This window comes from Enterobacter pseudoroggenkampii (assembly GCF_026420145.1).
Lineage (GTDB): Bacteria > Pseudomonadota > Gammaproteobacteria > Enterobacterales > Enterobacteriaceae > Enterobacter > Enterobacter pseudoroggenkampii.
The window spans coordinates 2,292,535-2,304,813 of sequence record NZ_JAPMLV010000001.1; the positions used below are offsets into that span (position 1 = coordinate 2,292,535).

Annotated in this window: 11 protein-coding genes; 3 read left to right on the forward strand and 8 right to left on the reverse strand. The window is 58.8% G+C overall.

The genetic code is table 11. From position 1 onward, the window contains the following. Positions 1-41 precede the first annotated feature (41 nt). The 3 genes from OTG14_RS11205 to OTG14_RS11215 are packed head-to-tail and all read right to left on the reverse strand — an operon-like array spanning position 42 to position 2,957. The gene (locus tag OTG14_RS11205) at positions 42-512 is read right to left on the reverse strand and encodes a YehS family protein (protein ID WP_008500891.1); all 471 of its coding nucleotides are present in this window, start codon (positions 510-512) and stop codon (positions 42-44) included. A 46-nt stretch (positions 513-558) separates the two neighbouring features. Beyond that, positions 559-1,278 (reverse strand): two-component system response regulator BtsR, encoded by a 720-nt coding sequence (gene btsR, locus OTG14_RS11210; protein WP_024908144.1) that lies wholly within the window; start codon positions 1,276-1,278, stop codon positions 559-561. Next, positions 1,272-2,957: a sensor histidine kinase gene (locus OTG14_RS11215; protein ID WP_048992500.1), complete on the reverse strand. Its 1,686-nt coding sequence runs from the start codon at positions 2,955-2,957 to the stop codon at positions 1,272-1,274. Before OTG14_RS11215 ends, btsR begins: the two co-directional genes overlap by 7 nt. A 217-nt stretch (positions 2,958-3,174) precedes the next feature. On the opposite strand from OTG14_RS11215, the gene mlrA reads away from it, so the two are divergent. Then, positions 3,175-3,915 (forward strand): HTH-type transcriptional regulator MlrA, encoded by a 741-nt coding sequence (gene mlrA / locus OTG14_RS11220; RefSeq protein ID WP_024908146.1) that lies wholly within the window; start codon positions 3,175-3,177, stop codon positions 3,913-3,915. A 69-nt stretch (positions 3,916-3,984) separates the two neighbouring features. Continuing rightward, complete coding sequence (locus OTG14_RS11225) at positions 3,985-4,098, forward strand: protein YohO (protein ID WP_008500895.1); 114 nt, start codon at positions 3,985-3,987, stop codon at positions 4,096-4,098. Here OTG14_RS11225 and OTG14_RS11230 read toward each other — a convergent pair. The 5 genes from OTG14_RS11230 to bglX form a co-directional block, all read right to left on the reverse strand. Further along, a complete protein-coding gene (locus OTG14_RS11230; protein ID WP_267215068.1) occupies positions 4,073-4,810 on the reverse strand; it encodes an ABC transporter permease in 738 nt (245 codons plus the stop codon). The genes OTG14_RS11225 and OTG14_RS11230 overlap by 26 nt on opposite strands. Further along, complete coding sequence (locus OTG14_RS11235; RefSeq protein ID WP_048992504.1) at positions 4,794-5,744, reverse strand: ABC transporter ATP-binding protein; 951 nt, start codon at positions 5,742-5,744, stop codon at positions 4,794-4,796. Before OTG14_RS11235 ends, OTG14_RS11230 begins: the two co-directional genes overlap by 17 nt. Then, the gene (locus OTG14_RS11240) at positions 5,737-6,894 is read right to left on the reverse strand and encodes an ABC transporter permease (RefSeq protein WP_267215069.1); all 1,158 of its coding nucleotides are present in this window, start codon (positions 6,892-6,894) and stop codon (positions 5,737-5,739) included. Before OTG14_RS11240 ends, OTG14_RS11235 begins: the two co-directional genes overlap by 8 nt. Positions 6,895-6,906: 12 nt before the next feature. Next, the gene (gene osmF / locus OTG14_RS11245; RefSeq protein ID WP_267215070.1) at positions 6,907-7,824 is read right to left on the reverse strand and encodes a glycine betaine ABC transporter substrate-binding protein OsmF; all 918 of its coding nucleotides are present in this window, start codon (positions 7,822-7,824) and stop codon (positions 6,907-6,909) included. Between the two features lie 148 nt (positions 7,825-7,972). After that, the gene (gene bglX, locus OTG14_RS11250) at positions 7,973-10,270 is read right to left on the reverse strand and encodes a beta-glucosidase BglX (protein WP_267215071.1); all 2,298 of its coding nucleotides are present in this window, start codon (positions 10,268-10,270) and stop codon (positions 7,973-7,975) included. Between the two features lie 189 nt (positions 10,271-10,459). Here bglX and dld point away from each other — a divergent pair, with 189 nt between their 5' ends. Then, positions 10,460-12,208 carry a D-lactate dehydrogenase gene (gene dld / locus OTG14_RS11255; RefSeq protein ID WP_267215072.1) on the forward strand — a complete coding sequence of 583 codons (1,749 nt, stop codon included), beginning with the start codon at positions 10,460-10,462 and terminating at the stop codon, positions 12,206-12,208. Positions 12,209-12,279: the final 71 nt, after the last annotated feature.

Below are 12,279 nucleotides of genomic sequence, written 5' to 3' on the forward strand. Positions count from 1 at the left end.
GAGGGTCGGGGTGAGGGCATCAGGCCACACCCATTCTGCAATCACGCCTTCGGGTGATGCACCCGGTGAGTTAACCCACGCAGGAAATTACGCAGAAACTGATCGCCGCACTCGCGGTAGTTTTTATGATCCGGCGCGCGCATCATGGCGGTCACTTCCGGCACGGATACGCGGAATTTTTGCTCAGTCATGATCGCCACGATATCGTCCGTTTTCAGCGAGAACGCGATGCGCAGTTTTTTCAGCACCGTGTTGTTGTTCACCCGACGCTCCAGCGCCAGCTCTGGCGCGGCCGGATCTTTGCCACGCTTATCGTAAATCAGGCCGTTCAGGAAACCCGACAGAATGATGTCAGGGCAGCGGACAAATCCCTCTTCGTCTTCTTTGGTCATCCACGTGTCAAAACTCGCAGACGTGGATTCCATGTCGGACAGCGCAAGAATGCGCACCATGTCGTTATTGTTCGCTTTCAGGGTGTAGCGCAGGCTACGAAGAATATCGTTACTTAGCATAGAGCCTTCGAATGTCGATGATGCAATGGCGCGCAGTGTACCAGCTTTATAGCCCAATCGCCTCTTTCAAACTCTTCAGGTAGCGACGGCTGACGGGCACCGTTTGCCCGGCACGCAGCACCAGCTCGGCCTGGCCGTTATCTTCCAGGCGGATCTCCTTAAGGTGCGCCATGTTCACCAGATACTGGCGGTGGCAACGAATCAGCGGCGTGCGGCTCTCCAGCGTGCGCAGGGTCAGCTCGGTAAACCCTTCATTCCCTTCCGCGCTGGTGACAAACACCCCGCTCAGGCGGCTGCTGACAAACGCCACATCATCCATCTGCAGAAGATAGATCCGGCTGTGCCCGGTGCAGGGGATGAACTTCAGCGGCTGCTGGTTTTCCGGCAGCAGCGTGACGTCCTGTACGGTGCGCTCCTGGCGTAAACGGGTGAGCGTTTTTTCCAGCCGCTTCTCTTCAATCGGCTTGAGCAGATAGTCAAACGCATGCTCCTCAAAGGCCTTAACGGCATATTCATCAAACGCCGTCAGAAACACGATGTAGGGACGATGTTCCGGGTCGAGCATGCCGACCATCTCCAGCCCGCTGATGCGGGGCATCTGAATATCGAGGAACAGCACGTCCGGGCGCAGTTTGTGCACCGCGCCGATGGCTTCAATGGCGTTCGCGCACTCCCCAACAATCTCAATATCAGGCTGCTCCTGCAGCAGAACGCGCAGGTTTTCCCGTGCCAGCGGCTCGTCATCCACAATCAGCACTCTTAACATGCGTTTTCCTCCAGCGGCAGTCGTACGGTAATACGGGTAAATCGGTCTGGCTCACAGGCGACGGTAATGCCACAGTCGTCGCCAAAATGGGCGCGCAGGCGTTTATCCACCAGGCTCATTCCCAAACCGCCGGAGGCGGAAGGCTGGTAAAGCCCGGCATTGTCTTCAATATCCAGCACCAGATGGTGGTTAAAACGGCTGGCGGCAATGGTTATCTCCCCCGTTCCCAGCAGCTGTGACGTGCCGTGCTTAATGGCGTTTTCCACAATCGGCTGCAGGGTAAAGGCCGGAAGATGCTGATACGCCAGCTCATCCGGCACGGAGAGCGACACCTGCAGACGCGACTGGAAACGCGCCTGCTCAATCTGCAGATAGGCATTCACGTGCTCAATCTCATCGGCGAGGGTCACGATCTCAGACGGCCGTTTCAGGTTCTTGCGGAAAAAGGTCGACAGAAACTGCACCAACTGCGCGGCCTGATCGCTGTCGCGGCGGATCACCGCTTTGAGCGTGTTGAGGGCGTTGAACAGGAAATGCGGATTGACCTGGGCATGCAGCAGCTTAATTTCGGACTGCGTCAGCAGCGCTTTCTGCCGCTCATACTGTCCGGCGAGGATTTGCGCGGACAGCAGCTGGGCGATCCCCTCCCCCAGCGTGCGGTTGATCGAGCTGAACAGACGGTTTTTCGCCTCATACAGCTTGATGGTGCCCATCACCCGCTGATTCTCGCCGCGCAGCGGAATCACCAGCGTGGAGCCCAGCTTGCACTGCGGATGCAGCGAACAGCGATAAGGCACCTCGTTACCGTCGGCGTACACCACCTCACCGGTTTCAATGGCGCGCAGCGTGTAGGCTGAGGAGATGGGTTTCCCCGGCAGATGGTGATCGTCCCCGGTGCCGGTAAAGGCCAGCAGCCGCTCGCGGTCGGTGATAGCCACCGCGCCGATATCCAGCTCCTTGTAGAGCACCTGCGCGACCTTCATGCTGTTCTCTTCGTTGAACCCCTGGCGCAGGATCCCTTCGGTCGAGGCGGCGACCTTCAGCGCCGTGGCGGAAAACGCCGAGGTGTACTTCTCAAACATGGCGCGCTTGTCGAGCAGAATGCGCATAAACAGCGCCGCACCCACGGTGTTGGTTACCATCATCGGGGCGGCAATACTGCCGACCAGGTGCAGCGCATCCTCAAACGGACGGGCAATGAGCAGAATGATCGCCATCTGCGCCATTTCGGCTACAAAGGTAATGGCACCGGCGGTGAGCGGGCTAAAGACTTTATCCGGGCGGCCGCGTTTGATCATGTAGCTGTGCACGAGCCCGCCGAGCAGACCTTCCACGATCGTGGAGATCATGCAGCTGAGCGCCGTCATCCCGCCCATGGAATAGCGATGCAGCCCCCCGGTTAAACCGACAAGGCCACCGACGACGGGACCGCCCAGCAGCCCGCCCATCACCGCGCCGATAGCGCGCGTATTGGCAATAGAGTCTTCGATATGGAGACCAAAATAAGTCCCCATGATGCAGAAAATAGAGAAGGTGACGTAGCAGAGCAGCTTATGCGGCAGACGTACGGTGACCTGCATCAGCGGGATAAACAGGCGCGTTTTGCTCATCAGCCAGGCAATGACAAGAAACACGCACATCTGCTGAAGCAACAGCAGCACCAGATTAAACTCGTACATACTCAAAACCGCACACGCTAAAAACGCGTAACATACACTGATGCGGGTTTACTTTCTTTGAAGCATTCCAAAAAAGCGCAAAATCGTGTCCGTTATCACACCTTTTTCTGAATATCGCGCATGCTTCGCATTGTTTGTTCAAAAATCAATCAATCTTTCCTGGTTCGCCAAAGTGAGTCTACAGTTAAGCTGGGGACGCGTAAGCCAGGGGGCGAATATGGCGCTTTACACAATAGGTGAAGTGGCACTCCTTTGTGATATCAATCCCGTTACCCTACGGGCGTGGCAGCGACGGTATGGATTACTCAAACCGCAGAGGACCGACGGTGGGCATCGCCTTTTCAATGAAGCCGATATCGACCGCATTCGCGAAATTAAAAGCTGGATCGACAACGGGGTGCAGGTCGGCAAGGTGAAGTCCCTGCTGAGCCACGACGACCCGGACACGCAGCACCTCTGGCGCGAACAGCAGGAAACCCTGCTGCGACTCCTGCAGGCGGGCAACCTTCAGCGCCTGCGCGCATGGATAAAAGAGCAAGGCCGCGATTACCCGGCACAGACGCTGATCAACCATCTTTTCATTCCGCTCCGTCGACGCCTGCAGTGCCAGCAGTCCACCCTGCAGGCGCTGCTCAGCATGCTCGACGGGGTGCTGATCAACTACATCGCCGTCTGCCTTGCCTCGGCAAAGAACAAAGCCGGAAAAGATGCGCTGGTGGTCGGCTGGAACGTGCACGATACCACCCGCCTGTGGCTGGAAGCGTGGATTGCCACCCAGAAGGGCTGGCGCGTGGATGTTCTGGCGCATTCGCTGGCGCAGCTTAAGCCTGAGTTTTTTGAGGGCCAGACCCTGCTGGTCTGGTGTGGTGAAGTACCGTCCGCCACGCAGCAACAGCTGCTGACGGAATGGCGTGAGAATGGTTACCCGGTTTATTCCCTTGGTCCGGATGAGCCATAACGGCATTTAATGGTTCATTAACAGCTGCGCTTCACCGTATAATTGTTCCGTTAACAACAGGAGCACATGATGAAGGCAACCAAACTGGCCATTATTACCCTTTTTGTCCTGATGGCCGTAAGCGGTATCGGCGGCGTGATGCTGGCAGGATACTCGTTTATTGTTCGCGGCGGTGTCGGCTGAGGTAGAGCGCCAGCCGCTCAAAAAGGCGATCGACGACGATTGCCGCCAGCGCGACCAGCACCGCTCCCTGCACTATATAAGCCGTATTAAACCCGCTCAGGCCGATAATAATCGGCGTTCCCAGCGTATTGGCACCAACCGTAGACGCAATGGTCGCCGTCCCGATGTTAATGATGACCGACGTGCGGATCCCGGCAATGATAACCGGTGCCGCAAGCGGCAGTTCAACCTTACGCAGCCGCTGGCCGCGACTCATCCCCACCCCTTCCGCCACGCTCAGCACGGACGCAGGTACCGCCGCGATGCCCGCCAGCGTGCCCTGCAGAACCGGCAATACGCCGTATAATATCAGCGCAATGATGGCAGGCTGTTGGCCAAAGCCCATCACCGGAACCGCTATCGCCAGCACCGCCACGGGCGGAAACGTCTGCCCGATGGCCGCAATCGTCTCCACCAGCGGACGAAACTCCCGGCCCGCAGGCCGCGTGACCGCGATGCCCGCCCCCACGCCCAGCACAACCGCAATGGCGCTTGAGAGCGCCACCAGCCAGAGATGCGCCAGGGCGAGATTAATGAAGCTCTCCTGCTGATAGACCGGCCGCGGCAGTCCGGGAAAGAGGCTGTTAAACAACGCCGCGCTGTGGGGCATCAGAAACAGTAAAGCGACAAAGAGCGCTACCAGCCAGAGGAGCGGATCACGCAGTGCCTTCACGCGTCACCTCCCCGGCCAGCAGATCGCGAAAATGTAAGGTTCCGCACGGCGCGCCCCGGGCATCCGAAACGGGCAATACCTCGCACTGGCGCGCGACAAACGCGGAGAGGGCATCCCGCAGGCTCATCTGCGCCTGCAGCGGTTCGCCGCTCACCGACACCGCATCCCGACGCATATAGTCGCTGACCGTTCGCAGGGAGAGCAGCCTGACGCCCAGTTCGCTGCGGCCAAAAAACTCGCGCACAAAGTCGTTCTTCGGCCAGGTTAATAGCTCAAGCGGCGAGCCCTGCTGCACCACTTCGCCATGATCCATCAGCACCAGATGGTCAGCCAGGCGCAGGGCTTCATCAATATCGTGCGTCACAAGTACGATCGTGCGTCCGAGAATGCGGTGAATGCGGGTCATCTCCGCCTGCAGCGCCCCGCGCGTAACCGGATCCAGCGCGCCAAAGGGTTCGTCCATCAGCAACACCTGCGGGTTGGCCGCCAGCGCGCGCGCCACGCCCACGCGCTGCTGCTGCCCGCCGGAAAGCTGGTGCGGATAGCGATCGCGCAGCGCGGGCTCTAACCCCAGCAGAGACATCAGCTCATCAACACGATCGGCGATTTTCCCCCGCGACCATTTTTCCAGCTGCAGCACGGTGGCGATGTTCTGCGCCACCGTCCAGTGCGGAAACAGGCCGATAGACTGAATGGCATAGCCCATCCGACGGCGCAGCTCCAGCACCGGCAGGCTGCGGATCTCTTCTCCGGCAAAGCGGATCAGCCCGCTGTCATGCTCCACCAGACGGTTGATCATCTTCAGGGTGGTGGATTTTCCCGAGCCTGAGGTGCCAATCAGCACGGAAAACGCCCCCTCGGCAAAGTTCAGGTTCAGGTGGCTCGCCGCCGGGCGACCGGCAAACGTTTTACTGACATCATGGAATTCAATCATTGGCTCTTCTCCTGAGCAGCGCGAGCCATAAGGCAAACAGCGCGTCGACAACAACCGCCAGCGCAATCGTCGGAACCACGCCCAATAACACCAGATCGAGCGCACTACTTAGCAGCCCCTGGAACACCAGGGCGCCAAAGCCGCCCGCGCCAATCAGCGCCGCAATCACCGCCATGCCGACGGTCTGTACCGCCACCACCCGCAGGCTGCGCAGCAGCAGGGGCAGCGCCAGCGGGAGCTGAATTTTCCAGAAACACTGCCGGGCGCTCATGCCCATCGCATGGGCGCTTTCCAGCACGTCAGGTGCGACCTGACCCAGGCCCGCGACCACGCCGCGCACCAGCGGCAACAGCGCATACAGCACCAGCGCGATAAGGGCGGGCGTTAACCCCGTTCCGGCTATGCCGAGCGTTCCCAGCACCGGAAATGACTTCACCAGCCCGGCCAGCGGCGCAATCAGCAGGCCAAACAGCGCAACGGAAGGAATGGTCTGGATCACGTTGAGCACGGCAAAGACCCCGCCCTGACGTGAAGGATGGCGGTAACACCACATGCCCAGGGGGATCCCGAGCAGCAGCGCCGGAAAGAGCGTCCCGAAGAGGATCGTCAGGTGTTGCGCCAGGGCATCATCAAACACCTCCTGACGGTTAGCGTACTCTTTTAACAGCGAGAGATTGTTCAGTTCCCCGCTGAACAGCAGGAACAAGGGAATGCACCATATCTGCGCGTTGAGCACCCAGCGCCAGACGGCGCTGGAGATGAGTCGACGAATGGCATCGCTGCTGACCAGCAGACAGAGCGCCAGCCACAGCCAGAGGCCGCTACCCACCGTGGTTCTCGTCAGCGGACTTTCTGCCGATGCCATGTGCGTCGCCGCCAGCCCGCCACTCCAGAACAGAATGATAAACAGCCCTTCAGCGAGGAGCAGCGTCAGCCACTGCGCCGTGCGCCCTTGCCAGAACGATAGCGCAACCCACGCGGCCAGCGCCGCCGCCAGCCACCCCGGCGTGAAAGACCAGACCTGCCAGAGCGCTTTGCCCTCCCCCGACATCAGACGGTTTGGGGCTACGTTGACAAACGGCAGCGCGACCGCCGCGATGGCCACGCAGGCCAGCAGCAGCAGGACGCGGTTATGACATTTTATTGGCACAGCCCTTTCCCGTTACTTCACAAGCCCTTGTTGTTTCAGGAAGTCGGCGGCCACTTTTTTGGCATCCAGCCCCTCGACGGCAATGCTGGCATTCAGCTGTTGCAGCGTTTTTTCATCCAGTTTTTCGAAGACCGGTTTGAGCCAGTCGGCAATCTCCGGATAGGCTTTCAGCACCGCCTCACGCACGACCGGGGTCGGGGCGTAAATCGGCTGTACGCCTTTAGGATCGGTCAGGGTTTGCAGGCCGAGCGCCGCCACCGGGCCGTCGGTGCCGTAGGCCATGGCCGCGTTAACGCCAGAGGTTTGCTGCGCCGCCGCTTTGATGGTCACCGCGGTATCCCCGCCCGCAAGAGAGAGCAGCTGCGCCTGGTCGAGCTTGAAGTCGTAGGCTTTTTCGAACGCCGGGAGCGCATCAGGACGCTCGATAAACTCCGCAGAGGCCGCGAGCTTGAAATCGCCCTTCTCTTTCAGGTAGCGGCTGAGATCCGCAAGCGAGGTGAGCTTGCCTTTCTCCGCCACGTCCTTGCGCACGGCGATAGTCCAGGTGTTGTTGGCGGGAGCCGGGGTCAGCCAGACCAGTTTGTTCTGTTCCGCGTCGAGCTTTTTGACTTTCTCATACCCGGCGTTAGCGTTTTTCCATGCCGGATCGTTTTCTTGTTTGAAGAAGAACGCGCCGTTGCCGGTGTATTCCGGGTAGATATCCAGCTCGCCGGAGGTGATCGCGCCGCGCACGACGGGCGTGGTGCCGAGCTGAACTTTATTGACGGTTTTCACGCCGTGGCTGTCCAGCACCTGCAAAATAATATTGCCGAGCAGCGCCCCTTCGGTATCGATCTTTGAGCCCACTTTTACCGGCTCCGCCGCCTGTAGCGGCAGACTTAGCGCCGCCAGCAGCAGCGCAGATCCCAACATCCCCTTTGCAATCGTCATTCTACTATCCTCATTTATTTTGCTGCCTTTTTCAGAGGCTTGAGAGAAAAGCGTAGCTTAAAACGGCAGAATTAACCGTCAAAATGCCTTTTTAGCATAAGGTAAGACGCCTCCCCCGCAGGACGGGGGGAGGCAAAGGAGGGACAGGTTACAGCAGTTCGAACTCGCCTTTATTCACGCGGGCGGAGTCCACGCCGATAAAGACGTTAAACTTGCCCGGTTCCGCGTCATATTTCATCTGCTGGTTCCAGAACTTCAGCGCATCCACGTCGATCGGGAAGCTGATAGTTTGGGTTTCGCCAGGCTTCAGGTTGACCTTCTCAAAGCCGCGCAGCTGCTTCACGGGACGGCTCATCGACGCGGTGACATCCTGAACGTACATCTGAATCACCGTTGCCCCTTCGCGCTTGCCGGTGTTGGTCACCTCAACGCTGGCGGTGACTTTGCCGTCACGCTTCATCGTAGGCGCTGACATTTTCACGTCAGAGACCTTGAAGGTGGTGTAGCTCAGGCCGTAACCAAACGGATACAGCGGGCCGTTAGCTTCGTCGAAGTAACGAGACGTGTACTTGTTCGGCTTGTCGGCGTTGTACGGGCGACCGGTGTTCAGGTGGCTGTAGTAGACCGGGATTTGCCCGACGGAGCGCGGGAAGGACATCGGCAGCTTGCCCGACGGGTTGTAATCGCCAAACAGAACGTCGGCGATGGCGTTACCGCCTTCGGTACCGGCGAACCAGGTTTCCAGAATGGCGTCAGCCTGCTGGTCTTCTTTCACCAGCGCCAGCGGACGACCGTTCATCAGCACCAGCACTAGCGGCTTGCCGGTGGCTTTCAGGGCGGCGATCAGATCGCGCTGGCTCTGCGGAATGGTGATATCGGTCCGGCTGGAGGCTTCGTGCGCCATACCCTGCGCTTCCCCCACGACCGCGACAACGACGTCAGACTGCTTCGCGGCGTTCACCGCCTCGTCAATCATCTCCTTCGGCGTGCGCGGATCGACCTTGACCGCTTCCTCGTACTGGTTGAGGAAAGTGACGATGTCTTTATCGTTGGTGACGTTCGCCCCTTTGGCGTAGACCACTTTGGCGTTATCACCGACGGCACTCTTGATACCGGTCAGCACGGTCACCGACTGGTCAGCCACGCCTGCGGCAGACCAGCTGCCCATCACGTCGCGCTTGCTGTCGGCCAGCGGGCCCACCACGGCAATGGTGCCAGATTTTTTCAGCGGCAGCGTGTCGAGGCGGTTTTTCAGCAGCACCAGGCTTTCGCGCGCCACGTCACGCGCTTCTTTGCGGTGCAGACGGCTTTCGGCGTTGGTATCTGCCGGGTCAGACTCTTTCGGGCCCAGGTGGCTGTACGGATCGTTAAACAGCCCCATGTCGTATTTGACGTTCAGCACGTGACGGGTGGCATCGTCCAGCTCCGCCATCGTTACCTTGCCGCTCTTCACCAGCCCCGGCAGGTATTTGCTGTAATACTCATCGCTCATGCTCATGTTGATGCCGGACTTGAGCGCCACGCGCACCGCGTCTTCCGGATCGGAGGCGGTACCGTGCTTGATCAGCTCTTTAATCGCGCCGTGGTCAGAAACGGTGATGCCTTTAAAGCCCCACTGGTCGCGCAGAACGTCTTTCAGCAGCCAGGAATCGGACGTCGCCGGCGTGCCGTTCAGGGAGTTCAGCGCCACCATCACCGCGCCGCTGCCCGCATCCAGCCCTGCCTTGTACGGCGGCATATAGTCGTTAAACAGGCGCTGCGGGCTCATGTCGACGGTGTTGTACTCTTTACCGCCTTCCACTGCGCCATAGGCTGCGAAGTGTTTGACGCTGGTCATCACCGAGTAGCGGTCCGCCGGGCTTTTGCCCTGCATCGCTTCCACCATGGTTTTGCCCATCGTGGAGGTTAAATACGTATCTTCACCAAAGCCTTCCGAGCCGCGGCCCCAGCGCGGATCGCGCGAGACGTCCACCATAGGTGCCCAGGTCATGTTCAGGCCGTCGTCCGCCGCTTCATAAGCCGACACGCGCCCGACGGTTTTCACCGCGTCGAGGTTAAAGGAAGACGCTAAGCCGAGGCTAATCGGGAAGACGGTACGCTGGCCGTGCACCACGTCATAGGCAAAGAACAGCGGAATTTTCAGGCGGCTGAGATCCATCACCTGGTCCTGCATCTTGCGGATATCCTGGCGGGTGACGGTATTAAAGATGGCCCCTACCTGCCCGTCTTTGATCATCGCCCGGATGGCCTCTTTCGGGTTATCCGGGCCGACGCTGATAAGGCGCAGCTGGCCGATTTTCTCATCGACCGTCATTTTCTTGAGCAATTCCGTGACAAACGCATCCCGTGCTTCAGGCGTGAGCGGGTGATTGCCAAACAAATCCTCTGCCAGCGCAGGTTGCAGCGCCAGGCTGACGGCGACACCTACAGAACATAGCCATTTCATGTCGTTTTACTCTCTCATCAATAACCGCCGGACGATCTCGGCCATACCGTGCGAAAAGCGCAGTGTGCCACAAACCCTCAGAACGTTGCAGGGTTATTCTCTGATTTTTCTCGTGAATACTCGACCGCTTAACAGTTAATCGCGCTATGCTTTACAGCGAGAAATTTGCCCCACCACAAGGAGTGGAAGATGTCTTCTGTTCGAACAAACGATAACACGGCTTTTATTAACGAACTGTCGCGCCTGGTTGGCTCCTCTCACCTGCTTACCGACCCGGCCAAAACCGCCCGCTACCGTAAGGGTTTCCGCTCCGGCCAGGGCGAGGCGCTGGCGGTTGTCTTCCCCGGCACGCTGCTGGAGCTGTGGCGCGTGCTGAGCGCCTGCGTCGCCGCCGACAAGATCATTTTAATGCAGGCCGCCAATACCGGCCTGACCGAAGGCTCCACGCCGAACGGCAACGATTACGATCGCGACATCGTGATTATCAGCACCCTGCGCCTCGACAAGCTGCACCTGCTGGACAAAGGCGAGCAGGTGCTCGCGTTCCCCGGCACCACGCTCTATTCCCTGGAAAAAGCGCTTAAGCCGCTGGGTCGTGAGCCGCACTCGGTGATTGGCTCCTCCTGTATTGGCGCCTCGGTGGTCGGTGGGATCTGCAACAACTCCGGCGGCTCGCTGGTGCAGCGCGGCCCGGCCTATACCGAGATGTCGCTGTTTGCCCGTATTGACGAAAATGGCAAGCTGACGCTGGTGAACCATTTGGGAATCGATCTCGGCGTGACGCCGGAGCAGATCCTCAGCAAGCTCGACGACGATCGCGTGAAGGATGAAGATGTGCAGCACGACGGCCGCCACGCGCACGATCACGACTACGTGACCCGCGTGCGGGATATCGACGCCGATACGCCAGCGCGCTACAACGCCGACCCGGACCGCCTGTTTGAATCCTCCGGCTGCGCCGGGAAGCTTGCCGTTTTTGCCGTGCGCCTGGATACCTTCCCGGCAGAGAAAAAGCAGCAGGTATTTTACATTGGTACCAATCAGCCTGAGGTTCTGACCGAGATCCGCCGTCATATTCTGGGTGAATTCACCCACCTGCCGGTGGCGGGCGAGTACATGCACCGGGACATTTACGACATCGCCGAGCGTTACGGCAAAGACACGTTCCTGATGATCGACAAGCTGGGCACCGACAAAATGCCGTTCTTCTTCACCATGAAGGGCCGCACCGACGCGATGCTGGAGAAAGTGTCGCTGTTCAAACCCCACTTCACCGACCGCTTTATGCAGAAGCTGGGCAACGTTTTCCCGGCGCATTTACCGGAGAGGATGAAAACCTGGCGCGATAAGTACGAGCATCACCTGCTGCTGAAAATGGCCGGAGACGGGATCGCCGAAGCGCAGGCCTGGCTGACCGAGTTCTTCAAAACCGCCGAAGGGGATTTCTTTGCCTGTACGCCTGAAGAGGGCAGCAAAGCGTTCCTGCACCGCTTTGCCGCCGCTGGTGCCGCCATCCGATATCAGTCGGTGCATTCCGAAGAGGTGGAAGATATTCTGGCGCTGGATATCGCTCTGCGGCGTAACGATACCGAGTGGTTTGAACACCTGCCGCCGGAAATCGACAGCAAGCTGGTGCATAAGCTCTATTACGGCCACTTTATGTGTTATGTCTTCCATCAGGATTACATCGTCAAAAAAGGGGTCGATGCACACGAACTGAAGGAGCAGATGCTCGCCCTTCTGCGTGAACGTGGCGCACAATATCCTGCGGAACATAACGTCGGACATCTTTATAAAGCCCCCGACGCACTTAAGCAGTTTTATCGCGAGAATGACCCTACAAACAGCATGAATCCCGGCATCGGTAAAACAACGCGGAAGAAATACTGGAAAGAAAGCGCGGACGCGGAGCAGCGCATAACGCAAGCGTCTGATTAATTCCTACAGCCAAATTTGAGAGATTGTTAAGCGCTCCTTAATCGTAATAGAGTAACTGTCTGACGCCGGAG

What these genes read in the sequence shown, in the direction of transcription:
- OTG14_RS11215 (WP_048992500.1), bottom strand. Translation starts at nt 2,957, where the DNA reads ATGTACGAGTTTAATCTGGTGCTGCTGTTGCTTCAGCAGATGTGCGTG.
- OTG14_RS11205 (WP_008500891.1), bottom strand. Translation starts at nt 512, where the DNA reads ATGCTAAGTAACGATATTCTTCGTAGCCTGCGCTACACCCTGAAAGCG.
- mlrA (WP_024908146.1), top strand. Translation starts at nt 3,175, where the DNA reads ATGGCGCTTTACACAATAGGTGAAGTGGCACTCCTTTGTGATATCAAT.
- btsR (WP_024908144.1), bottom strand. Translation starts at nt 1,278, where the DNA reads ATGTTAAGAGTGCTGATTGTGGATGACGAGCCGCTGGCACGGGAAAAC.
- OTG14_RS11225 (WP_008500895.1), top strand. Translation starts at nt 3,985, where the DNA reads ATGAAGGCAACCAAACTGGCCATTATTACCCTTTTTGTCCTGATGGCC.
- bglX (WP_267215071.1), bottom strand. Translation starts at nt 10,270, where the DNA reads ATGAAATGGCTATGTTCTGTAGGTGTCGCCGTCAGCCTGGCGCTGCAA.
- dld (WP_267215072.1), top strand. Translation starts at nt 10,460, where the DNA reads ATGTCTTCTGTTCGAACAAACGATAACACGGCTTTTATTAACGAACTG.
- osmF (WP_267215070.1), bottom strand. Translation starts at nt 7,824, where the DNA reads ATGACGATTGCAAAGGGGATGTTGGGATCTGCGCTGCTGCTGGCGGCG.
- OTG14_RS11235 (WP_048992504.1), bottom strand. Translation starts at nt 5,744, where the DNA reads ATGATTGAATTCCATGATGTCAGTAAAACGTTTGCCGGTCGCCCGGCG.